The organism is Amycolatopsis sp. NPDC004625 (assembly GCF_040609695.1).
Lineage (GTDB): Bacteria > Actinomycetota > Actinomycetes > Mycobacteriales > Pseudonocardiaceae > Amycolatopsis.
Window position 1 is genome coordinate 171,771 of record NZ_JBEXKX010000016.1, and the last position, 22,613, is coordinate 194,383.

The 22,613-nt window shown below is 70.4% G+C and carries 25 protein-coding genes; 5 read left to right on the plus strand and 20 right to left on the minus strand.

From position 1 onward, the window contains the following. Positions 1-23: 23 nt before the first annotated feature. Positions 24-542 carry a PH domain-containing protein gene (locus tag ABZW17_RS20635; protein WP_354816175.1) on the minus strand — a complete coding sequence of 173 codons (519 nt, stop codon included), beginning with the start codon at positions 540-542 and terminating at the stop codon, positions 24-26. A 102-nt stretch (positions 543-644) separates the two neighbouring features. Here ABZW17_RS20635 and ABZW17_RS20640 point away from each other — a divergent pair, with 102 nt between their 5' ends. Both ABZW17_RS20640 and ABZW17_RS20645 read left to right on the plus strand, forming a co-directional pair. Next, positions 645-1,271, plus strand: a complete 627-nt coding sequence (locus tag ABZW17_RS20640) for a LysE family translocator (RefSeq protein ID WP_354816178.1) — start codon at positions 645-647, stop codon at positions 1,269-1,271. Beyond that, positions 1,271-1,897 (plus strand): LysE family translocator, encoded by a 627-nt coding sequence (locus ABZW17_RS20645; RefSeq protein ID WP_354816181.1) that lies wholly within the window; start codon positions 1,271-1,273, stop codon positions 1,895-1,897. Before ABZW17_RS20640 ends, ABZW17_RS20645 begins: the two co-directional genes overlap by 1 nt. On the opposite strand, the gene ABZW17_RS20650 is transcribed toward ABZW17_RS20645, so the two are convergent. The 3 genes from ABZW17_RS20650 to ABZW17_RS20660 are packed head-to-tail and all read right to left on the minus strand — an operon-like array spanning position 1,894 to position 4,365. Then, positions 1,894-3,084: an alpha/beta fold hydrolase gene (locus ABZW17_RS20650; protein ID WP_354816184.1), complete on the minus strand. Its 1,191-nt coding sequence runs from the start codon at positions 3,082-3,084 to the stop codon at positions 1,894-1,896. The two genes, ABZW17_RS20645 and ABZW17_RS20650, sit on opposite strands and share 4 nt — an antisense overlap. Beyond that, a complete protein-coding gene (locus tag ABZW17_RS20655) occupies positions 3,081-3,899 on the minus strand; it encodes an ergot alkaloid biosynthesis protein (protein WP_354816187.1) in 819 nt (272 codons plus the stop codon). The genes ABZW17_RS20650 and ABZW17_RS20655 overlap by 4 nt, the downstream gene beginning before the upstream one ends. After that, positions 3,892-4,365 carry a nuclear transport factor 2 family protein gene (locus tag ABZW17_RS20660; protein ID WP_354816190.1) on the minus strand — a complete coding sequence of 158 codons (474 nt, stop codon included), beginning with the start codon at positions 4,363-4,365 and terminating at the stop codon, positions 3,892-3,894. The genes ABZW17_RS20655 and ABZW17_RS20660 overlap by 8 nt, the downstream gene beginning before the upstream one ends. 42 nt (positions 4,366-4,407) lie before the next feature. Here ABZW17_RS20660 and ABZW17_RS20665 point away from each other — a divergent pair, with 42 nt between their 5' ends. Then, entirely contained in the window at positions 4,408-5,001 is a 594-nt protein-coding gene (locus ABZW17_RS20665) for a TetR/AcrR family transcriptional regulator (RefSeq protein WP_354816193.1), read from the plus strand. A 32-nt stretch (positions 5,002-5,033) separates the two neighbouring features. Here ABZW17_RS20665 and murA read toward each other — a convergent pair whose 3' ends face one another. After that, a complete protein-coding gene (murA, locus tag ABZW17_RS20670; RefSeq protein ID WP_003102645.1) occupies positions 5,034-6,308 on the minus strand; it encodes a UDP-N-acetylglucosamine 1-carboxyvinyltransferase in 1,275 nt (424 codons plus the stop codon). A 61-nt stretch (positions 6,309-6,369) separates the two neighbouring features. Between murA and ABZW17_RS20675 the strand changes: the two genes are divergently transcribed. Then, complete coding sequence (locus tag ABZW17_RS20675) at positions 6,370-6,942, plus strand: cob(I)yrinic acid a,c-diamide adenosyltransferase (protein ID WP_354816197.1); 573 nt, start codon at positions 6,370-6,372, stop codon at positions 6,940-6,942. On the opposite strand, the gene aroA is transcribed toward ABZW17_RS20675, so the two are convergent. The 14 genes from aroA to ABZW17_RS20745 form a co-directional block, all read right to left on the minus strand. Beyond that, positions 6,939-8,177, minus strand: coding sequence for a 3-phosphoshikimate 1-carboxyvinyltransferase (gene aroA, locus ABZW17_RS20680; RefSeq protein ID WP_354816200.1), 1,239 nt, complete (start codon positions 8,175-8,177; stop codon positions 6,939-6,941). The two genes, ABZW17_RS20675 and aroA, sit on opposite strands and share 4 nt — an antisense overlap. A 9-nt stretch (positions 8,178-8,186) precedes the next feature. Beyond that, positions 8,187-8,507 carry a putative quinol monooxygenase gene (locus tag ABZW17_RS20685; RefSeq protein WP_354816203.1) on the minus strand — a complete coding sequence of 107 codons (321 nt, stop codon included), beginning with the start codon at positions 8,505-8,507 and terminating at the stop codon, positions 8,187-8,189. A 52-nt stretch (positions 8,508-8,559) separates the two neighbouring features. Then, entirely contained in the window at positions 8,560-8,994 is a 435-nt protein-coding gene (locus ABZW17_RS20690; protein WP_013229520.1) for a DUF2550 domain-containing protein, read from the minus strand. A gap of 25 nt (positions 8,995-9,019) precedes the next feature. Further along, complete coding sequence (locus tag ABZW17_RS20695; protein WP_003102658.1) at positions 9,020-9,385, minus strand: F0F1 ATP synthase subunit epsilon; 366 nt, start codon at positions 9,383-9,385, stop codon at positions 9,020-9,022. Positions 9,386-9,499: 114 nt separating this feature from the next. Next, positions 9,500-10,927 (minus strand): F0F1 ATP synthase subunit beta, encoded by a 1,428-nt coding sequence (gene atpD / locus ABZW17_RS20700; protein ID WP_003102661.1) that lies wholly within the window; start codon positions 10,925-10,927, stop codon positions 9,500-9,502. Next, positions 10,927-11,865, minus strand: a complete 939-nt coding sequence (locus ABZW17_RS20705; protein ID WP_310967041.1) for a F0F1 ATP synthase subunit gamma — start codon at positions 11,863-11,865, stop codon at positions 10,927-10,929. Before ABZW17_RS20705 ends, atpD begins: the two co-directional genes overlap by 1 nt. Positions 11,866-11,876: 11 nt before the next feature. Further along, positions 11,877-13,517: a F0F1 ATP synthase subunit alpha gene (gene atpA, locus ABZW17_RS20710; RefSeq protein WP_354816209.1), complete on the minus strand. Its 1,641-nt coding sequence runs from the start codon at positions 13,515-13,517 to the stop codon at positions 11,877-11,879. A gap of 57 nt (positions 13,518-13,574) precedes the next feature. After that, positions 13,575-14,399, minus strand: coding sequence for a F0F1 ATP synthase subunit delta (locus ABZW17_RS20715; protein ID WP_354816212.1), 825 nt, complete (start codon positions 14,397-14,399; stop codon positions 13,575-13,577). A 5-nt stretch (positions 14,400-14,404) separates the two neighbouring features. Beyond that, positions 14,405-14,962 (minus strand): F0F1 ATP synthase subunit B, encoded by a 558-nt coding sequence (locus ABZW17_RS20720; protein WP_354816215.1) that lies wholly within the window; start codon positions 14,960-14,962, stop codon positions 14,405-14,407. Between the two features lie 31 nt (positions 14,963-14,993). Then, positions 14,994-15,251, minus strand: coding sequence for an ATP F0F1 synthase subunit C (locus ABZW17_RS20725; RefSeq protein ID WP_026468506.1), 258 nt, complete (start codon positions 15,249-15,251; stop codon positions 14,994-14,996). A 55-nt stretch (positions 15,252-15,306) separates the two neighbouring features. Next, positions 15,307-16,107 carry a F0F1 ATP synthase subunit A gene (atpB, locus tag ABZW17_RS20730; RefSeq protein WP_354816218.1) on the minus strand — a complete coding sequence of 267 codons (801 nt, stop codon included), beginning with the start codon at positions 16,105-16,107 and terminating at the stop codon, positions 15,307-15,309. Between the two features lie 531 nt (positions 16,108-16,638). Beyond that, positions 16,639-17,082, minus strand: coding sequence for a hypothetical protein (locus tag ABZW17_RS20735; protein ID WP_354816221.1), 444 nt, complete (start codon positions 17,080-17,082; stop codon positions 16,639-16,641). Between the two features lie 47 nt (positions 17,083-17,129). After that, positions 17,130-18,287, minus strand: a complete 1,158-nt coding sequence (locus ABZW17_RS20740; protein ID WP_354816224.1) for an MraY family glycosyltransferase — start codon at positions 18,285-18,287, stop codon at positions 17,130-17,132. Positions 18,288-18,361: 74 nt separating this feature from the next. Then, on the minus strand, positions 18,362-19,012 hold the full coding sequence (locus ABZW17_RS20745) for an L-threonylcarbamoyladenylate synthase (RefSeq protein ID WP_354816227.1): 651 nt from the start codon (positions 19,010-19,012) through the stop codon (positions 18,362-18,364). Between the two features lie 378 nt (positions 19,013-19,390). Between ABZW17_RS20745 and ABZW17_RS20750 the strand changes: the two genes are divergently transcribed. After that, positions 19,391-21,364 carry a M6 family metalloprotease domain-containing protein gene (locus ABZW17_RS20750; RefSeq protein WP_354816230.1) on the plus strand — a complete coding sequence of 658 codons (1,974 nt, stop codon included), beginning with the start codon at positions 19,391-19,393 and terminating at the stop codon, positions 21,362-21,364. 216 nt (positions 21,365-21,580) lie between these two features. Here the strand turns inward: ABZW17_RS20750 and prmC are convergent, their stop codons facing one another. Beyond that, positions 21,581-22,447 carry a peptide chain release factor N(5)-glutamine methyltransferase gene (prmC, locus tag ABZW17_RS20755; protein WP_354816233.1) on the minus strand — a complete coding sequence of 289 codons (867 nt, stop codon included), beginning with the start codon at positions 22,445-22,447 and terminating at the stop codon, positions 21,581-21,583. Positions 22,448-22,613: the final 166 nt, after the last annotated feature.

The window sequence follows — 22,613 nt, forward strand, 5'->3', positions numbered from 1 at the left end:
GGAAGGCCGCGCGGGTTGCCCGCTCAGGCGGCCGAGCTGCCCGGTTCCGGCGGTGCCTGGCGCGCGGTCGCCTCGTCGATGGCCTTGACCAGCAGGTCGCGGACGCGCTTGGGTTCGCCGACGCCCATCAGCGTCACCGCGCCCGGGCCGAAGCCGATGGTCCCGGTGCGCGACGGCCCCGGCTTGAGGACCGGGGCCGGCAGCCCGGCGAGTTCGCTGGCGCGTTCCTTCTGCCGGAACAGGCCCGAGCGCGCGATGATCCGGCTGTCCGTCACGGCGTAGGTCGTGCGCCCGAGCGCGAGGTACCGGACGACGGACCGCCCGACGGCCCCGTAGCAGCCGACGACCAGGACCACCACCGCCGCGATCATCGCCGGGCCGCTGGGTGCCTTCACCAGCAGGAACCAGAGCGCGGCGGCCGCGAGGACGAGTCCGGCCGGGGCGATCACCCCGTCCGCGGCGACGTAGAGCGGGCGCTGCACCGGCTCTCCCGCCCAGAGCACGCGCTCACCGGGCAGAAGCTCGATTTCCCCTGCTGACATGGCCGAACACTACTCTGCCGGCACCCCGTCCGCCGAGCACCGCGGCGGTGTGACCGAAATCCGCGAGACCGGGCGGCCACCGGTCGATTAGCGTGGGCAGCCGTGACGTGGAGTGCCTACGGGAGTTACCTGGTCATCGTGGTCCTGATCGTGCTGGCGCCGGGCCCCGACACGATGGTGATGCTGAAGAACGCGCTGTCCGGCGGGTTCCGGGGCGGCCTGCTCGCGTCGCTGGGCATCTTCACCGGCAACGCGGTGCAGGGCAGCGCCGCCGCGCTCGGCCTCGGCGTCCTGATCGCCCGTTCGCAGCCGGTGTTCCTGGCCCTGAAGTGGGCCGGCGCGGCCTACCTCGTCTTCCTCGGCTTCCAGGCGCTGCGCGGGGCGTTCCGCGGGAACTACGACGTCGTCGAGCAGGCTCAGCGCCGCCGCGGCGGCGGGTTCCGCCGGTTCCGCGAAGGGTTCCTCTCCAACATCACCAATCCGAAGGTGCTGGTGCTGTACCTGTCGGTGCTGCCCCAGTTCCTCGACCCGGCCCGCACGACGACCTGGGACGCGCTGGCGCTGGCGTACACGGTCGCCGTGCTCGGCGTGGTGTGGCTGCTGGTGCTGCTGGTGTTCGTGCACCGCGTGCGGGCGTGGCTGGAGCGCCGCCGGGTCCGCCGCGCCCTCGACGGCGTGACCGGCACGGCCCTGCTCGGCTTCGGCGCCGCCTTGGCCCTGGAGTCCTGATGACGTGGAGCACGTACGCGGGATTCACCGCGATGATGGCGTTCCTGGCGATGATGCCCGGCCCGGACACGATGATCGTGCTGAAGAACGCCCTGACGGGCGGCCCCCGCGGCGGCGCGTGGGCGTGCGCGGGCATCACGGTGGCGAACTTCCTCCAGGGCACGGCGGCGGCCCTCGGCCTGGGCGCGGTGCTCACCCGGTCGCAGCCGGTGTTCCTCACGCTCAAGTGGGCCGGCGCCGCATACCTGGTGTTCCTGGGCGTCCAGGCGCTGCGCGGAGCTTGGCGCGGTTCCTACGACGCCTTGGACGACGTCCGCCGCGCCCGTGCCACCCGCGGCCGGCGGTTCCGCGAGGGGTTCCTCTCCAACATCACGAACCCGAAGGTGATCGTGCTGTACCTGTCGGTGCTGCCGCAGTTCCTGACGCCGGGGGTGACGGACCAGGGTGACGCGCTGCTGCTGGCGTACACGGTCGCGGCGCTGGGCGTGCTGTGGCAGGTGCTGCTGCTGTTCTTCGTGCACCGCGTACGCGGCTGGCTGGGACGGCGCCGGGTCCGCCGCGTGATGGACGGCGCAACCGGCACCGCGCTGGTCGGCTTCGGCGCCGCCCTCGCGCTCGAAGGCTAGAGCGTCCGGTCCAGCCAGTCGTAGATCCGGCCCGTCGCGAGGCGCTGGGCGCCGACGTGGCAGTGCGCGTCCGCGCCCTCCTCCGCCGTGAACGTCAGCAGCGTCTTCGGTGCCTCCAGGTGCGCGTACAGCCTCCGCGGCTCGGTTTCCCGGTCGCCGCCGAAGAACAGGTCGTCCGCCGCTTCGCACACCAGGACCGGGCACGTGATCTTCTCCGCCACGCCGCCCTCCAGCGTGTACTCCAGGTACTTCGCGATGAACTCGCGGTCGGACGCCGCGCCCAGCACGTACCGGCCGTGGTCGCACGCCCAGCGCAGCGTCGGGCTCGCCTGCCGTCCCGCGGTGAGCAGGGCGTCGAACTCCTCGTCCTGCCCGGCGTTCGCCCGGCGGACGATCTCCTCGCGCGGCCACGGCAGCATCGACGTCACCGCCGCACCCGCGTCGTACACGCCGTCCACCGCGACGACCGCGGCCAGCCGGTCCTCGAACGCCGCCGCGCGCGGGGCCAGCATCCCGCCCAGGCTCACGCCGAGCAGGGCGATCCGCGCCGGGTCGACGCCGTCGAGCGTCAGCGCGAAGTCGACCACCGGCGTGACGACGTGCTCCCAGTCCGGGCGGAACACGAGCCCGGCCCGCCGGACCGCGCTCGGCTGGCCCGGGCCGTCGAACGTCAGCACGTGGTAGCCGCGCTCGGCGCCGGCTGCCGCGCCCATGTAGTGCAGTTCTTCGGCACTGCCGTCGAATCCGTTGTGCATGATCAGCAGCGGCTTCGGTCCCTCGCCGGGCGCGCGGTAGAAGTAGCCGCTGAGAACCGTTGTGCCGTAAGGGATTTCTACCGGCTCCGCGACACCCGCGCGCCGGAAGCACTCGACGCTCCGGTCGTACGCCGCCGCGATCCGCGGGTCCGCCGGGTTGCCGTGCAGGAAGAACTCCGACGAGAAGTAGTACGTCGACGCGCGCAGCAGGAGGTCCCGCGCCGTCACCGGGCCCGCGTCGGCCGCTTCGGCGTACAGCCGATCGGCCAGGGCGCGGTAGGCGTCGTGCCAGCTGTCGTAGTCGCCCGCCGTCACGGTCGAGGCCGCGGCGACGACCTCGCCGAAGTCCGAGCCGCCGTAGGCCGCGTGGCCGAACAGGCGCAGGGTCTCGAACCAGAACTGCGCGTCCTCTTCGAACATCAGCTGCTTCATCGGATCTCCTCCTGGACAAAGGTGGCGAACGGGCGGGCGGGCCGGCCGGCGATCTGCTCGACGGTCCGGGTGACACGGTCTTCGGCGCCGCGGCGGATGTCGTCGTCGAGAGCGGCGAGCACGCGGGCGAACTCGGCGGGGATCCCGGCGGCGGTCAGCCGCGCGGCGAACTCCGCAGCCGGGACGGGACGGTGCCGTACCGTCCTGCCGAGGTGGGCGGAGACGATCGCGGCCGCTTCGACGTAGCTGAGGGCAGCGGGGCCAGTCAGGACGTGCTCGGCGTTGTGCGGCACGGCGTCGGTCAGCGCACGGACGGCGACCGCGGCGATGTCGCCGGCGTCGACGAAGGCGACCCGCGCATCGCCCGTGGCGGTGACGATCTCGCCGTCCCGGACGCCCTGGGCGACCAGGTGTTCGCCGGTGAAGTTCTGCATGAACCACGACGGCTTCAGCACGGCCCACTCCGGCGCCGCGCGCACCAGCCGCTGCAGGTCACCGAGGCCCGGGCTGTCCGCGGTGACGGCCGACGAGCCGAGCAGCACGACCCGCCGGACGCCGGCGGCCAGCGCGTCACCGAGGAACGGTTCCACCAGCCGCGCGGGCTCGGCCTCGCCGATCGGCGGCAGCAGGTACACCGCCGACACCCCACGCAGCGCGTCCGCGTGAGTGGCGCGGTCGGCCCAGTCGAACCGGACCTGGCCGGGTTCGCCCGGCTTGCGGGTAGCCGCCCGCGCGGTGACACCGTTCGCGCGCAGGCCCGCCACGACCCGGCGGCCGGTCGTGCCGGTGCCGCCGAGGACCAAAGTTTCAGTCACTGAACGCCGCCGTCAGCTCGTCGGCGCCGCCGAGGATGTCGGCCGCGGCCTGCGGGCTCCAGTAGTCGCGATAGCTGCGGATCTCGCCGTCCTCGACCGTGATCACGGCGATGTACGACAGCTCGTACGGCCGCTGCGTGGCCACCACGACCCCGGCGACGGTGAACTCCGCGACGACCACGCCCGGCTCGGTCGTCTCGTGCACGGTCTTGGCCGTGACCTCGCGGATGTCGAGCAGGTTCGGGTAGTCCCGCAGGTACTCGCGGATCGCATCGCGTCCTTCGACACGCTTCGGGTAGCCGGGGCCGGCGAACGGGAACTCGAGGACGCCGTCCTCGGCCCAGAGGCCGGCGAACCCGGCCATGTCGTGCCTGAGCAGCAGTTCGAGCGCGTGCTCGACGAAGTCGCGCATCGCAGCCTCCTTCGACGTTTGGACGGGACGGTACCGTCCCGACGTCACCACCATAGACGGGACGGTACCGTCCCGTCCACCCGCTACACTGCGCCCATGGCACGCACCCCGACCGGCGCCGCGGTCCTCCAGCCCGAGGTCACGCAGGCGATCACCGACGCTGTCATGTGGGAACTCGCCGAGCAGGGCTACGGGCGGCTGTCGATGGAAGCGGTGGCGAAACGCGCCGGCGTCGGCAAGAGCGCGCTGTACCGGCGGTGGGTGTCGAAGGACCACATGATCGCCTCCGTGGTGACGGAGTTCAGCGTGACCCGCGCGGCCGATGTGAACACCGGTTCACTGCGCGGCGACCTGCGCGAAACGATGCAGGCCCTGATCGACTGGCTCACGCACCCGCTGTTCTCGCGGATCCTGCCGGACCTGGTCGCGGAGGACGCGCGCCACCCGGGCTACGGCGACGGCCTGCGCGGAGCCATCGGCGGTCCGCGGCGCGAAGTGGGCGAGACGATGCTGCGCCGCGCCATCGCGCGCGGCGAACTCCCGGAGGACCTGGACATGGAGCTGGCGCTCGACGTCCTGGCGGCGCCGATCTACTGGCGCCTGGTGGTCCGGCAGGCCGAAGCGGAACCGGACTACGCGGACCGGCTGGTGGAGTACGCCCTGCGCGCGCTCGGCGCGCAGGGCGCTTGAGTTGACGACGGCTCACGTGAACCGCCGTTAACTCACTTCCGGTCGGGCTCGCCGGCGACGCGCTTGATGTTCGCGCCCAGGCGGTTGAGGTTCTCGACGAAGTGCGGGTAGCCGCGGTCGATGTGGAAGACGTCCCAGACCTCGGTGACGCCGTCCGCGCACAGGCCGGCGAGCACCAGGCCCGCACCCGCGCGGATGTCCGACGCCCAGACCGGCGCGCTCGACAGCTTCTCGACGCCGCGGACCACCGCGTGGTGGCCGTCCGTGCGGGCGTCGCCCGACAGCCTGACCATCTCCTCGATGAAGCGGAAGCGCGCCTCGTAGACGTTCTCCGTAATCATCGACGTGCCTTCCGACACCGCCGACAGCGCCACCGCGAACGGCTGCAGGTCCGTGGCGAAGCCCGGGTACGGCAGCGTCACCCAGTCGACCGCCTTCGGGCGCTCCGGCTGGACCACGCGGAAGCCCTTGTCGCCGAACGTCTCGACGTCCGCGCCGGCCAGCTGCAGCTTGTTCAGCACCAGGTCGAGGTGGTGCGGGTTGACCCCGCGCACGGTGATGTCGCCGCGCGTCATCGACGCGGCGAACGCCCAGGTCGCGCCCACGATCCGGTCGCCGATCACGCTGTGCGTCGTCGGGTGCAGCTGCTCCACGCCGTGCACGGTCAGCGTCGACGTCCCGGCACCTTCGATCTTCGCGCCCATCTCGGTGAGCATCGTGCAGATGTCGACGATCTCCGGCTCGCGCGCGCAGTTGTCGATGACCGTGGTGCCCTCGGCCAGCACGGCCGCCATCAGGATGTTCTCGGTCGCGCCGACGCTCGGGAAGTCCAGCCAGATCTGCGCGCCGACCAGCGTCTCGGCCTTCGCGACGACGCAGCCGTGCTCGATCGTGCTCGTCGCGCCCAGCTTGCGCAGGCCGTTCTGGTGCATGTCCAGCGGGCGCGAGCCGATCGCGTCGCCGCCCGGCAGCGCCACGACGGCCTGCTTCAGCCGGCCGACCAGCGGCCCCAGCACGCAGACGGACGCGCGCAGCTTGCCCATCGCCGCGGAGTCCGCGCGGTGCGACAGCTCGGCCGGCGTCGTGATGGTGGCCGTGTCGCCCTCGATGACGACCTCGCAGCCGACGCTCCGCAGCACGTCGCCCATCAGCGGGACGTCCAGGATCTGCGGGCAGTTCGTGATGGTCGTGGTGCCCTCCGCGAGGAGGGCCGCGGCCATCAGCTTCAGCACGCTGTTCTTGGCGCCGACCACGTCGACCTCGCCGACCAGCCGGGCTCCGCCATGCACGTCGAAGTGCTCGCTCATGGCCGCCAATCATGCCCTCTCGCCCGGATTCGGCCCGGGCGGGGGCCGCTATGGTGGGTTCATGGTCGTTCGCATCAACCGCGTCTACACGAAGGTCGGCGACAGCGGCACAACCGCGCTCGGCGACGGGTCCCGCGTACCCAAGACGTCCCCGCGCCTGGGCGCGTACGCGGACACGGACGAGACGAACTCGGTCCTCGGCCTGGCGATCGCGGTCGGCGCGCTGCCGGCCGAAGTGACGGACGTGCTGCGCACGATCCAGAACGATCTCTTCGACGTCGGCGCGGACCTGTGCCTGCCGATCTCCGACGACCCGCCGTACCCGCCGCTGCGGATCACCGAGAAGTACGTCGAGCGCCTGGAAGGCTGGTGCGACGAGTTCAACGAGCGCCTGCCGAAGCTGACGTCGTTCATCCTGCCGGGCGGCACGCCGGGAGCGGCGTTCCTGCACCAGGCGCGCACGGTGGCGCGCCGGGCGGAGCGGTCGGCCTGGGCCCTGCACGAGGCGGAGCCCGAAGTGACCAACCCGATCGCGGTGAAGTACCTGAACCGGCTCTCGGACCTGCTGTTCATCCTCGCCCGGCTGGCGAACCCCGAGGGTGACGTGCTCTGGCAGCCGGGCGGGCAGCCCTAGATCCCCCAGCTCTCCCGCAGCGCGCCCAGCGCCCGGTGGAAGCCGGGGAAGGTCTTCTTCACGCAGTCCGGGTCGTCCAGGGTCACGTCGTCGACCAGCAGGCCCGTGATGCTGAACGCCATCGCGATCCGGTGGTCGCGGCGGCAGGTCACCAGGGTGCCCGTCGGCTGCCCCGGCCGGATCTCGATCCAGTCGCGGCCCGTCTCGACCTCGATGCCCATCGCGCGCAGGTTCTCCTCGCACGCGTCGAGCCGGTCGCACTCCTTGATGCGCGTGTTGTAGACGTCCTCGATGCGCACCGGGCCGGTGGCGAACGGCGCGATCGCCGCCAGCGTCGGGACCGTGTCCGAGATGTCGCGCATATTGACCGTGATGCCGCGCAGGCCGTCGGACGGCCCCGCGACCGTCACCGAGTCCGGCGTCAGCTCCACGTGCGCGCCCATCTCACGCAGCACGTCGGCGAACTTCACGTCCCCCTGCAGAGCGTCGGAACCGAGGCCCGGGATGGTCACCGTGCGGCCGGTGACCGCCGCCGCGGCCAGGAAGTAGCTCGCCGTCGACGCGTCCGGCTCCACCGGGTACTCGCACGCCCGGTACGGCTGCGCCGGGACCACGAACGTCTGCCCCTCCCGGCGGACGTCGACGCCGAAACGGCGCATCATCTCCAGCGTGATCTCGACGTACGGCACCGACACGAGGTCGGTGACCGTGATCCGCAGCCCCTCCGCGGTCAGCGGCCCGAGCAGCAGCAACGCCGTCAGGAACTGTGACGACAGGCCCGCGTCCAGGGTCAGCTCGCCGCCCTTGACGCCGTTCGCGCGGACCGTCAGCGGGTGGTGCCCCGGCTCGCCGCGGAACTCGAGGTCGACGCCCAGCTCCTGCAGGGCGTCGGTCAGCGGCCCGAGCGGGCGGCGGCGCATCTGGTCGGACGCGTCGAAGCGGAACGTCCCGGTGCCGGCCGCGGCCAGCGCGGGCAGGAACCGGGCCGTCGTGGCGCCGTCGCGGCAGAAGACGTCGGCCTCGGCGACGCCCGGGCCCGACGGGCGGCCCTCGATGGTCCACGCGTCCGGCTGCCGGTCGACCCGGTAGCCGAGCTCGGCCAGGCCCTCGGCGAAGCCCTCGGTGTCGTCGGAGTGCAGCGGGCGGCCGAGCGTGGTCGTGCCGTGCGCGGCGGCGGCCAGGAACAGGCCGCGGGCGGTGACGGACTTGGAGCCGGGGATCTCGACGAGGGTCACACAGCGAGTTTAGTGCGGTGAAATTTCGGCCATCGGGCCCCAGTCGGAGGCGTCCTGGACGTTGATGATCCGCGGGTTGTCGGAGATGTACTCACCCAGCGTCGCCACCGCCGTCTTGAAGTGCTCCGAGCTGACGTGCGCGACCGCGGCGTCCTGCCCTTCGAAGCCCTCGACCAGCACGTACGTGTTCTTGTCGTCGACGCTGCGGGACCACTCGAAGAACTTGTTGCCCGCTTCGGCCCGCGTGCCGCGGGTGAAGTCCCCGACGATGTCGAGCCAGGATTCCGCGTACTCGGGCTTCACCGGCCACTTGACCACGATGAGAATCATGGCCTCCACGGTAAGCCCGCGAGGCGCCGGTAGCTGTCTCGGAATGAGACAGCTACGAGGCGCGCGGGAGGCGTCGCCCGGGCGGGGCGGATTCGAGCCACGACAGGAAGCCCGTCAACGCGCCGGGCCCCATGGCGATCTCGATCGCCTCCTGGGTCTCGGACTCGCACCGCAGCACGGTCGAGCCCTCCGGGACGGCGTAGGCCTCGGTGCCGGACGGGTCGCGACGGTCCGCGATCTGCATGCTTTCCCGCTGGAAGACGCGGTCGGCGCCGGTCCGCAGGCTCCACACCCGGTACCAGACGAACTCGTCGCCCTCGTAGCGGCCCAGCCCCAGGTGCCAGCTGGACCGCGGGTTGTCCGGACGCCACCGCAGCGCGACGCTCACGCCCCCGCCGCGGCGCATCCGGATCCACCGCTGGCCGTACCAGGCGGCCAGCACCGCGAGCACGATCAGGAGCCCTGCTACGACCACGGTGATCTTCACGGCCCGGCTCCTGCCCGTCTCGCGCTCAGGCCGACTGACCCGCTGCGCGGAGCTGGGCCGAGGCCCTCGCCCGCTCGGTCTCGTCGTCCCCGGTCAGGGCCGCCTTGGCCGCCTCGACGTCGATCTCGTCGGAAAGCTCGGCGCTTTCGGCGAGGATGCTCACCCCGGTGCCGGTGACGGAGAGGAATCCGCCGTGCACGGCCGCGCAGACCGTCTCACCGTCCGTGGTCGTCACCTTGACCACGCCGCCCTCGACCAGCTGCCCGAGCACGGGTTCGTGACCGGCCATGATGCCGATCTCGCCCTCGGTGGTCTGGGCCACCACGAAAGTGGCGGTACCCGACCAGAGACGGCGCTCGACGGCCACCAGCTCCACGGACATCTCGGCCACGTAGCACTCCTTAACTCGGGGTGTTGCCACCGAGTGTAATAGGTCTGTCTGCAGCTATGAGAACGGCGGGGGCCCGAGTCCACAATGGACACTGCCCCCGCCGTCCCCGGGAACTCACTTCTTGGTGATTTCCTTGTACTTCTTTTCGAGGTCCTCGAGGCCACCGATGCCCAGGAACGCCTGCTCCGGGTAGTGGTCGAAGTCACCCTTGGCGATGCGGTCGAACGACTCGATGGTCTCCGACAGCGGCACCGTCGAGCCCGGGATCTGCGTGAACGCCTCGGCGACCAGCATGTTCTGCGACAGGAACCGCTCGATGCGGCGCGCGCGCTGAACGGTCAGCTTGTCCTCTTCCGAGAGCTCGTCCATACCGAGGATCGCGATGATGTCCTGCAGCTCCTTGTACTTCTGCAGGATCCGGATGACCTCGGAGGCGACGCGGTAGTGGTCCTCACCGACGATGGCCGGGTCGAGGATCGTCGACGTCGACGCCAGCGGGTCCACCGCCGGGAAGATGCCCTTCTGGAACACCGACCGGGAGAGCTCGGTGGTGGCGTCCAGGTGGGCGAACGTCGCGGCCGGGGCCGGGTCGGTGTAGTCGTCCGCGGGGACGTAGATCGCCTGCATCGAGGTGATCGAACGACCACGCGTCGAGGTGATCCGCTCCTGCAGCTGCCCCATCTCGTCGGCCAGCGTCGGCTGGTAACCCACGGCGGACGGCATGCGGCCCAGCAGGGTCGACACCTCCGAGCCGGCCTGGGTGAACCGGAAGATGTTGTCGATGAACAGCAGCACGTCCTGGTTCTGGACGTCGCGGAAGTACTCCGCCATGGTCAGCGCCGACAGGGCGACGCGCATACGCGTGCCCGGCGGCTCGTCCATCTGGCCGAAGATGAGGGCGGTGTCGTTGATGACGCCGTCCTCGGACATCTCCAGGAAGAGGTCGTTGCCCTCACGGGTGCGCTCGCCGACCCCGGCGAACACCGACGTACCACCGAAGTTCCGGGCGACGCGGGTGATCATCTCCTTGATGAGCACCGTCTTGCCGACACCGGCACCGCCGAACAGGCCGATCTTGCCACCCTGGACGTACGGGGTGAGCAGGTCGACGACCTTGAGGCCGGTCTCCAGCATCTCGGTCTTGCCCTCGAGCTGGTCGAAGGACGGAGCGCTGCGGTGGATGCCCCAGCGCTCGAGGTCCTCGCCGTAGCCGGGCTCGTCGAGGCACTCGCCGAGGGCGTTGTAGACGTGGCCCTTGACCTTGTCGCCGACCGGGACGGTGATCGGGCCGCCGGTGTCGGTGACCTCGGCGCCGCGCACCAGGCCGTCCTGCGGCTGCAGGGAGATGGTGCGGACGAGGTTGTCGCCCAGGTGGCTGGCGACCTCGAGGGTCACCGTCTTGCGCAGCTGCTCGAACTCGATCTCGACCTTGAGGGCGTTGAACTGGTCGGGCACGGAACCGCGCGGGAACTCGACGTCGACGACCGGACCGGTCACCGACACGATGCGCCCCTTGGCGCGCGGGGCTTCAGTACTGGTCATCAATCATCACTTCCTGCTGCGGTGAGCGCGTTCGCGCCACCGACGATTTCGGAGATCTCCTGGGTGATCTGCGCCTGGCGGGCCTGGTTCATCTCCCGCGTCAGGTTGCCGACCAGCTCGTTCGCGTTGTCCGACGCGGCCTTCATCGCCGTCCGGCGGGCGGCCAGCTCGGACGCCGCGGACTCGAGGAGGGCCGCGTAGAGCCGCGTGTTGATGTACTTCGGCAGAAGCGCGTCCAGCAGCTTGTCGGCGCTCGGCTCGAACTCGTAGCTGGGGAGCAGCCCGGCGGGCTTCTCCTCTTCTCCCTCGGAGTACTCGACCTCGAGCGGCGCGACGCGCTTGGCGGTCGGCCGCTGGGTCAGCATCGACACGAACTCGGTGTAGACGATGTGGATCTCGTCGACACCCGTGATGCCGTCGGCGTTGCCGTGCTCGTCGTCGACACCGCGCATGAACGACTCGACCAGAGCGTCGCCGGCCGCGACCGCGTTCGCGTAGCCCGGCTGGTCGGAGAAGCCCGTCCAGCCGTCCACGACCTCGCGGCCCCGGAACCGGTAGTAGTTCAGCCCCTTGTTGCCGGTGACGTAGACCTGCGGCTCCTTGCCCTCCTCGCGGAGGAGGGCAAGCAGCTCTTCGGTCGCGCGCAGCACGTTGGAGTTGTACCCACCGCACTGGCCCTTGTCACTGGTCACGACCAGGACGGCGGCCCGCTTCGGGTTCGGGCGCTCGACCAGCATGGGGTGGTCGAGCGTGGTGGCCGCGCCGGCCAGCGCCGAGAGCACCTTGGTGATCTCGTCCGCGTACGGCCGGGAAGCGGCGACCCGAGCCCGCGCCTTGGTGATGCGCGCGGTGGCGATGAGCTCCATCGCCTTGGTGATCTTGCCGATCGACTTGGTCGCCTTGATGCGCGACCGGAGTTCCCGGAGTTGTGCGGCCATGAGCTACCAGCTCACTTCTTCGGGGCGGGCTTGTTGACCTTGACGGTCTCCTGCCCGACCTTGTCGGCGTCCATCGCGTCGGCGTCCGCCTCGGCCAGGGACTTGCCCTCGGATGTGGTGAACTCCTTCTTGAACTCGTTCACCGCGGCGACCAGCTTGTCGGCCGTCTCGTTCTCGAACTTCCCGGAGTCGCGGATCGCGCCCAGGACGTCGTCGTGCTTGCGGCGGGCCGAGTCGAGGAACTCGTGGTTGAAGCGGCGCACGTCCTCGGTCGGGACCGAGTCGTAGTGGCCGTTCGTGCCCAGCCACACCGTGCAGACCTGCTCCTCGACCGGGATCGGCGAGTACTGCGGCTGCTTGAGCACCTCGTACAGGCGGGCACCGCGCTCGAGCTGCGCCTTCGACGCGTCGTCGAGGTCCGAGGCGAAGGCCGCGAAGGCCTCCAGCTCGCGGTACTGCGACAGGTCGATGCGGAGCGAGCCGGAGACCGACTTCATCGCCTTGACCTGCGCGGCACCACCCACGCGGGAGACCGAGATGCCCACATCGATGGCCGGGCGCTGGCCGGCGTTGAACAGGTCCGACTGGAAGAAGCACTGGCCGTCGGTGATCGAGATGACGTTGGTCGGGATGTAGGCCGACACGTCGTTCGCCTTGGTCTCGATGATCGGGAGACCGGTCAGCGAGCCGGCACCCAGCTCGTCCGACAGCTTCGCGCAACGCTCCAGCAGGCGGGAGTGCAAGTAGAAGACGTCGCCGGGGAACGCCTCGCGGCCCGGCGGGCGGCGCAGCAGCAGCGAGATCGCGCGGTAGGCGTCGGCCTGCTTGGTCAGGTCGTCGAACACGATGAGGACGTGCTTGCCCTCGTACATCCAGTGCTGGCCGATGGCCGAGCCGGTGTACGGCGCGATCCACTTGAAGCCGGCCGAGTCGGACGCGGGGGCCGCGACGATGGTGGTGTACTCCAGCGCGCCGGCGTCCTCGAGGGACTTCTTCACGGCGGCGATCGTGGAGCCCTTCTGGCCGATCGCGACGTAGATGCAGCGGACCTGCTGCTTCGGGTCGCCGGTCTCCCAGTTGGCCTTCTGGTTGATGATCGTGTCCACGGCGACGGCGGTCTTGCCCGTCTTGCGGTCACCGATGATCAGCTGGCGCTGGCCGCGGCCGATCGGCGTCATCGCGTCGATGGCGGTGATGCCGGTCTGCAGCGGCTCCGACACCGGCTGGCGCTCGACCACCGAGGCGGCCTTCAGCTCCAGCGCGCGGCGCTCGGTGGTCTCGATGTCGCCGAGACCGTCGATCGCCTGGCCCAGCGGGTTGACGACGCGGCCGAGGTAGCCGTCACCGACCGGCACCGACAGGACCTGGCCGGTGCGCTTGACCTGCTGGCCCTCTTCGATGCTTTCGAAGTCACCGAGGATCGCGGCACCGATGGAGCGCGCGTCCAGGTTCAGGGCGACGCCCAGGACGCCGCCGGGGAACTCGAGCAGCTCGTTGGCCATGGCCGAGGGCAGGCCCTCGACGTGGGCGATGCCGTCGCCGGCGTCCACCACGGTGCCAACTTCTTCCCGGCTCACGTCCGGGGCGTAACTCGAGACGTAGTTCTCGATCGCGCTACGGATCTCATCCGAGGAGATCGTCAGCTCGGCCATGTCTTTCCCGCTCTCGCTTCGTTCTTGCCAGTATGCAAAGTCTTGTGTGACCGGGGGCTATGCCCGGGCCAGCCGCCTGCGCAGAGCCGCCAGCTGTCCCGCCGCGCTCCCGTCGATGACCTCGTCGCCGACGCGGACGACGAGCCCGCCGCCGAGCCGGGGGTCGACCTCGACGTGCAGCGCGATCGGCCGCCCGTAGATGTCGTCGAGCTTCGCGCTCAGCTGCGCGACCTGCTCGTCGGACAGGGCGTTCGCGCTGGTCACGTAGGCGACCGAGCGCTCACGGCGTTCCGCGGCCAGCTTGACCAGCTTGTCGAGCCCGACGCCGACGCCGCGGCCCTTGGCCCGGCGGACGACCTGCTCGACGAGGGTCTCGGTGACCACGTCCACCTTGTCGGCGAACAGCCCGCGCACGAGCGTGCGCTTGGCGTCGGCCGAACCGGTCAGGTCCGACAGCGCGGCCTCGAGCTCCGGGTGGTTGGCCACGACCCGCGCGACCTGGAAGAGCTGGGATTCGACGGTGTCGACGTTCCCGGTCTTCTCCGCCGAGGTGAGCAGGGCCGAGCGCCCGAGCGACTCGAGCCCGTCGGTCAGCTCGCGGGGGCTGGACCAGCGGCTGCCCGCCACGGCGTCGAGCACCTTGAGGGCCGGTTCGGACAGCTTGCCGTCGAACAGCCGGCGCACCAGCGCGGTGCGCGACTCCGGCGTCGCCGAGGCGTCGCTCACCGCCCGGCGCAGGCCGATCTCCCGGTCCAGCAGGTCGACGACCGAGAGCAGCTCGTCGCCGACCGTGGCGGCATCGGCTCCCGCGTCGGCCAGAACCTCGCCGAGGCGTTCCTCGGCGAGGCCGAGCGCTTCACGGCTCGCAGCATGCAGCGTCATTCCGGTTACTTCCCCGCTCCGTTGGAGGCACCGGCGGTCTCCAGCTCCGCGAGGAACCGGTCGACGGTGCCACGGCGGCGCACCTCGTCCTCGAGCGACTCGCCGACGATCCGGCTGGCCAGCTCGACGGCGTTGCGGCCCATGTCGGCCCGCAGCTCGGCGATGATCTGCGCCTTCTGGGCCTGCAGCTGGGCCTGGCCCTGGGCGACGATGCGCTGGGACTCGGCCTCGGCCTCGGCCCGCAGCTCCGCCTTGATCTGCTCGGCTTCGAGCCGGGCGTCGTCGCGGATCTTCGCGGCTTCGGTACGGGCCTCCCTGAGCTGCGCCTGGTACTTCGCCAGCGCCTCCTCGGCCTCGGCCTGGGCCTTTTCCGCCTTCTCGATGCCGCCTTCGATCATCTGGGCGCGCTCTTCGTACGCCGCTTCGAAGCGCGGAACGACGTACTTCTTGAGGACGAACAGCAGGATGAGGAAGGCGACGAGCCCGAGGATGACCTCGGGAATGTGCGGGATGATCGGGTTGGGCGCCGCTTCGGCGGCCAACACCAGGTCCGTCTTCAGCACAACGTCTCCTTAAGCGATGAGCTAACCGAACTCAGGCGGCGGAGGCGATGAAGTAGATGACGATGCCGATCAGGGCGAGGACCTCGGTCAGAACGAAGGTCGAGAAGCCGATGCCCTGCAGCTTGCCCTGCGCCTCCGGCTGACGCGCGGTGCCGTTGATGACGGCGGCGAAGATCAGACCCACACCGATGCCCGGGCCGATCGCGCCCAGGCCGTAACCGATGGCGGCGAGGCCGGGGTTGATGTTGACGGCCTGCTCCGCGGCCTGGGCCAGAACGATGTTGCTCACGTGCGTTTCCCTTCACTTCGGTCCACGCGCTCGCGTGGATCGGGGGCTTGTGTTCTCAGTGCTCCGACGCCAGCGCGGCGCCGATGTACCCGGCCGACAGCAGGGCGAAGATGAAGGCCTGCAGCACCTGGATGAAGGCCTCGAGGAAGGTCATCAGGATGGCGAAGATGAACGCCACCGGCGAAACCAGCTTCAGCCCGAAGCCGTCGGTCTCGTTCAGCAGGAAGCTGCCGCCGAGCGTGAACACCATGATGATGAGGTGCCCGGCGAACATCGCGGAAAAGACACGGATGGCGAGCGTGGCCGGCGCGATGAAGAACTTCTGCGCGAACTCGATGGTCGAGTAGAGCGGCAGCACGAAGCCGGGGATGCCCGGCGGCGCCAGTTCCTTCTTCAGGTAGTGCCCGAGGCCGTGGCGCTTGATGCCGACGTAGTGGTACACCGGATAAACGACCAGGACGGACAGCGCGAGCGGGAACCCGATCCGCGCCATCGTCGGGAACTGGAAGAACGGGATGATCCCGAACAGGTTGTTCACCAGCACGAAGACGAACAGGCCGAGCACCAGCGGGATGAACGGCTTGAAGTCCTTCGAGCCGATCTGCTCCCGCGCGATGTTGTTGCGGCCGAAGTTGTAGATCGATTCGGCGATGAACTGTCCCTTGCCGGGGACGACCTTCAGCTTCCGGGACGCCAGCATGAAGTAGGCGACGATGATGACCAGGGAGATCACCACGAGCAGCATCGGCTTGGTGAAGCTGCCCCAGTACCCGGAGCCGAAGAGAGGCGGCAGGTTGAAGTCCGCCACACCGGGGGGCGTGAAAGTGCCACCCTCGGTCAGTACCAGCGCGCCCACTGGGCTCCTTCCGGTTCTCCCGGCCGGCGTTCACTCCGCCGGGGGAATCGTCACGATCTGGACTTAACGTACCCGATACGTATCGGGACGCCGGAGGCGGCTACCCCACAGTTCGCAGAACACACCTTCACGTTCTGCACACGGGGTTTTCTCGCGTGAACACTGCCCTGCGGTCTACTCCGGACCAGCTGCACGGGGCGGAACCCGTCGGTCGCCACACTGCTGATCGCGGTTCGTCCAAGGGAGCGCGCGGCCGAGGCCGCCACCCTTGACGCGGACCATACCAGCAGGTCAATCGGTGCCGTACAGCCGTACTCCATCCCCACCGATCAGCCCAGGACTTAGGTCCCGGGTCGACCCGGGACCCAGGTCCGGCGCGGGCCGGGACCGGCGCCGGATCACCGCAGGCGAGGGGTCCCGGTCACCGTCCGCAGTCCGCACGAAAGCGCACTTTGGTGACGCCGGTCACACTCGGGCGGCCGCAGGCGGGTGCACGAAGAGTAACGGAAGTCCGCGGCAAAACGGACAGCGTCAGGAGGGGATGATCGTCGGGATCTTGGTCTTGCGGAACGCGGCGAACTCGGCCGCGGCGGCGAGCAGGATGGCGACGATCATGGTGATGCCGAGCGACATCGGGTGCAGCGCGGTGACGCCCTTCAGCAGGGTCAGCGCGCCGAAGAGCAGGACGACCTTGACGACGTACCCGCCGAGCGCGATGACCATCACGAACATCGGGTCCTGGCCGGCGCTGAACTTCATCATGCCCAGCGTGGACAGCGACGCCAGCATCGCGAGCACGCCGCCGACCAGCGAGCCCAGGAACCCGGGCAGGCCGTTGAGGATGCTGAACAGCGCGATGCAGACGATCACCGCGGGCGGGGTCACCAGCAGCGAAGCCTTGGTCATCGCGCGGGCGGCCCGCAGCACCACCTCGGCGTGCGGGTTCTCCTGCTCGGGCGTTTCGGTTTCGCTCACACTGGCTCCCTGCTCGGTTCGCCACCGAGTGTAGAGAACCCCGCCGGTCAGGTTCCGGGCTGGTTGCGCGAGCGCAGCCGCGGGACGATCGAGACCGCCACCGCGAACAGCAGGCCGACCCCGATGATCCAGAGCGCCGCGGCGTCGTCGAACAGCGTCACCGACACCGCGCCGAAGGCGAGGATCCCGGCCCACAGGTAGATGAGCAGGACCGCGCGCCGCTGGGAGTGGCCGATCTCCAGCAGCCGGTGGTGCAGGTGCATCTTGTCGGCGGCGAACGGGCTTTCGCCGCGGCGGGTCCGCCGGACGACCGCCATGATCAGGTCCAGCATCGGCACGAACAGCACCGCCGCGACGACCACCAGCGGCGAGAGCAGCGCGATCGCGTCCTTGCCGCTGAACTGCGGGTACGGCACGCGGCCGGACGCCGACGTCGTCGCGCCCGCGAGCATCAGGCCGATCATCATCGAGCCGGAGTCGCCCATGAATATCTTGGCGGGCTGGAAGTTGTAGGGCAGGAAGCCCAGACAGGCGCCGGCGAGGGTGGCCGCGATCAGCGCGGGCGGGTAGGTGCCGACGTCACCGCCGGAGCTGTCGAGCAGCCCGAGCGAGAACGCGCAGGTGGCGGCGGCCGCGATGAAGCCGAGGCCGCCGGCCAGCCCGTCGAGGCCGTCGACGAAGTTCATCGCGTTGACCATCACCACGACCATGACGACGGTGAGCAGTGCGCCCTGGTTCTTGTCGAGCACCAGCACCGAGCCGAACGAAGCGCCCGTGCCGCCCCACGGCACCCAGAACGACACCCACTGCACGCCGAAGATGACGAGGATCCCGGCGCACATGACCTGGCCGGCGAGCTTCGTCCAGGCGTCGAGCTCGAACCGGTCGTCGAGCGCGCCGATCAGCGAAATGACGCCGGCCGCCAGCAGCACGCCGACCGAGTCGAAGGAGGCGTCGAAGCCGTGCGACAGCGCGGGCAGCTGGTGGGCCAGGCCCATCGCGGCGGCGACGCCGAGGTAGATGCCGACGCCGCCCATCCGCGGGATCGGGGCGACGTGCACGTCGCGGGCGCGCGGGTTGGCGATCGCGCCGACCCGGATCGCGAGCCGGCGCACGACACCGGTGAGCAGGTAGGTCACGGCCGTCGCGGTCAGCGCGACGAGGATGTACTCGCGGATGGGGAGGAGACCGGATGTGGGCGGCACGGGTGCGTCACGCTCGCGGGGTCGGGGTCACCCGCGACACGCTATCGTGCCGCGGAATTCCGCTCGATCCGGCTTCAGGCCAACGATTCCGCGGGCACACCCAGCACCTCCGCGATGGCTTCCTTGCCCACGGCGCCCTCGCGCAGCACGACCGGTTCGGTGCCGGTGAGGTCCACGATGCTCGACGCGACGGCCGCGCCGCTCGACCCGCCGTCGAGGTACACCGCGACCGAGTCGCCGAGCTGCTCCTGCGCCTCCTGCGCGGTGCTGGCGGGCGGCCGCCCGGAGACGTTCGCGCTCGAGACGGCCATCGGGCCGACGTCGCGCAGCAGTTCCAGCGCCACCGGGTGCAGCGGCATCCGGAGCATCACGGTGCCGCGGGCGTCGCCGAGGTTCCACTGCAGGCTCGGCGCGTGCGGCAGCACGATGGACAGGTCGCCGGGCCAGAAGGCTTCGATGAGCGCGCGCGCCTGCGGCGGCACGCCGAGCACCAGTCCGTCCACAGTGGACCACGAGCCGACGAGCACGCCGACCGGCATGTCCGGGCCGCGGTTCTTGGCGCGCAGCAGTGCCTGCACGGCACCGGCGTCGAAGGCGTCGGCACCGATGCCGTAGACGGTGTCGGTCGGCAGGACGACCAGCCGGCTCGACCGGACGGCCCCGGCCGCGGCGGCCAGCCCGTCGGCCCGGGTCTCCCGCTTGCTGCAGTCGTAGACCACGCTCATGGGCGCCAAGCGTAGTCCGGCCGGTCGCGAGGGCGTTCGCCGCGTCACACCCGCCGCAGCCGGCCGGTCGAGGATGTTTCTCTATCGGCGATAGGGAGACACAACGCGCGACGCGGGCGGACGCATACTTGCAGCGAGGACATCTCCCTATCACCGATAGAGACGCCCTCGCGCGCACTCCCCCGCGGCAACCCGGCAGCGAGGACATCACTCGATCACCGATAGAGAGACACTCCGGCGCGCCACACCGCGCGCCAGACTTTCGTCGTGCGGCAAGCGGGTAAACCTCGCCGCCGGGCAGAACCACGACAGCCGGGCTCAATACGGTCGATCTTCGGGATCCACCACCCCCGTGGGTTCCCAGCGAAGGAGCCGCAGATGCGCCCCAGAACCCCGAAAGCGCTCGCCCTGCTCGCCGCGGTCGCCGTCCTGACCGGGCTCGGCGCGGGCACGGCCGCGGCGGAGCCGCTCACCCGTGGCTGGCCCGCCCCGATCGACGCCGCGCACTGGGAGAACCAGGACCACATGACGTGGTCCGACTACCGCAAGATCCCCGGCACGAACTGGGCCGACCCGAGCCTGCAGCCGACCCAGCGCACCTTCAAGGGCGCCGTCGTCCTCGCCGACTACCCGGACCAGGACTTCGTCGTCACCAAGCCGGCGAAGTCGACCATCTTCGGCAACCCCGGCCCCGCCGCCGCGAACATCCCGCGGGCCGGCGTCGCGCAGTACTACCAGGACTTCCTCAACAAGCCCGAGGCCCTCAACAACGGCCACACGATCAACGAGTACTGGATGGAGGACTCCGGCGGCCGGTTCGGCGTGCAGCTGACCGCGTTCGGGGCCTACCGGATGCCCGGCAAGTCCTACGAGTACGGCATGGAGTTCCAGCCGAGCGCGTGCCCGCCCGGCGCGAACTGCAGCCGTGACCTCCGCAAGGACGCCGGCGACGCCTGGCGCGCCGACGTCGGCGACACCGCGAAGCAGTTCGACTTCGTCTTCTACCTCTCCGCCGGCCAGGACGAGAGCTCGACCTGGCAGGAGTTCGGCGAGATGAAGTTCGGCACGAAGGAGAACGTGCCCGACAGCTTCGGGCCGCCGAACCACGACCTGCCCAACTACGCGGCGACGCGGTACGTGCCGTGGACGTCGTGGGCGTCGGCCGCCAGCATCTGGCCGAACGCGCAGGACGGCAGCTCGGTGCAGGCGGAAAGCTCCGGGCAGTCGACCTACGCCCACGAGTTCAGCCACATCCTCGGCATCGGCGACAACTACAACAACCCGTTCGGGGTGCCGCCGTCCCGCAGCTACAGCGGGCCGTGGGACATGCTGTCGCGCGGGACGTTCAACGGACCGGGCGGCCCGCACACGCGCTGGCAGATCCCGGCGACGCAGGGCAGTTCGATGGGCGCGCAGCACCAGCTGCGCAACAAGCTGAAGCTCGGCATCGTCGACCCGGCGGACGTCCTGCAGCTGGACCGCAACCAGCTGGCGGCGACCGGCCCGGTTTCGGCCCGCCTGACCGCGCGCGAAACCGAAGCGCAGCCCGGCGCGTTCACCGGCCTGAACATCAAGCTGACGGGCGGCGACAAGGCGCCGAAGTGCGACCGGGCGAAGGACCCGTTCTGCGACGGCGGCGGCTACGACAACTACACGGTCGAGGTGGTCGACCGGATGGGCGCGGACTCGTTCGCGCCGGACTCCGGCGTGCTGATCACGAAGACCAAGAACAAGGACAACGCGCCCTTCGACTGGGTGATCGACGCGAACCCGCAGGACATCGGCATCACCGACTACACCAAGCCGGACGGCACGCCGGTGAAGATCACCATCGGCGACTACCGGCAGCTCAACGACGCCCTGTTCAAGGCGGGCACGGAGGCGGCGAGCCCGTACGAGTACACGGACCAGGCCAACCGCCTGCACTTCCTGATCACGGACCTGGCCCGCGACCGCCACGGAGTCCTGTCGTACACGGTGACGGTGGCCTCCCTGGACGGCGCAGGCACCCAGCCCCGCGGCGCGGCGCTGACACCGGCCCTGCCGACGTTCGCCCGCGGCGGCTTGGCCACGTGCGACTTCGGCCTGCACAACACGGGCGCGGCGCGCGGAGCCCAGGCCCCGTACGACACGGACACGTACCGGCTCAGCGTGTCGACGGACGCCCGCGGTTGGGAGGTCCGCCTGCCGAACGAGCTGGCAACGGCCAAGTTCGGCACCCACGTGAAGGTCCCGGCGTACGCGAAGCGAGGCCAGGGCGGCGACTTCGCGGCACGGGTGAAGCTGACGGCAACATCGGTGAGCGACCCGTCGAAGACGGCAACGGCAAGCTGCACGGCATTCGGCTTCTGAGGCGACACCGCTGGAGGCGGCAGCCGCCTCCAGCGGTGTTGTCCCCAGGCCGGCCGTGATGTGGACAGCACGGCCCCGACGAGGGCTTTTCCGGCTTTTCGTCCGAGGGGGCCGATAGACTGGACTCGGGCACGCCCCCCAGGGAGTGGCGGGGGATGTTCGGCGGGGGATGTTCGGCGGGGGATGTTCGGCGGGGGATGTTCGGCGGGCGGAAGCTCAGCCCAGCCGGCGTGCCGTGACGAACCGGGCCCGGCCCGTCAGATCCGTGTGGCCCTCCACCCCGGTCAGCACCCGCCGGGCCCGGACCAGGGCCGGGACTGCCGAGCCGTGTGTGTCGTCGTGCTCGATGGCCAGGCCGCCGCCGGGGCGCAGGAGCCTTGCTCCGGCGGCGATCGCGTGGCGGATCACCGCCAGGCCGCTCTCCTCCGCGAACACCGCTCGGGGAGGGTCGTGCTCCGCGACCTCCGGGGGCACCGGGGTGCCCTCCGGGACGTACGGGGGGTTGCACAGCACCAGGTCCACCAGGCCGTCGAGCTCCGCGAACATCGTCGGGTCGCCGATGTCGCCCGAGTACAGGCGGATCGGGGTGCGGCCCGCGTCCGCGTGGACGTCCGCGTTGTGGCGGGCCCAGGCCAGGGCCTGCGGGTCGATGTCCACCGCGTAGACCACCGCGTCCGGCCGCGCGTGCGCGACCGCCAAGGCCAGCGCTCCGGACCCCGTGCACAGGTCCACCACCACCGGGAACTCGCGGCCCTGCAGGAACTTGACGCCCCACTCGAGCAGGAGCTCGGTTTCCGGGCGCGGGACGAACACGCCCGCGCCGACCGCGACCGTGATGTCGCCGAGGGCCGCCCAGCCGGTCAGGTACTGCAGCGGGATCCGCTTCGCGCGCTGCTGGACGAGCTGGCCGATTGCCTCGATCACCGGCGGGTCGACCAGCGGCACCATCGGCAGCCGGCCGCGTTCGACCCCGAGCACGTGCGCGGCGATCACCTCGGCGTCGAACCGCGGCGAGGCGACGCCCGCCCGTTCGAGGATGCGGGTGGCCTCGATGATGGCCAGGCGCAGCGGCTGCCGGTTCACTCGTCGTCCTTCACCTCGTCAAGCCTGGCACACCAGGCGGAACTCCCCCGTGAGGACACGCGCCGGTCCCTCGCCGTCCAGCGTATCGAGGCACCCTCACCCCCGGCGGACAAGTACCCGGCCAGGGCGCTGCGCCGCCGCCGGGCTCGAAACCGCCGTGGCGCGA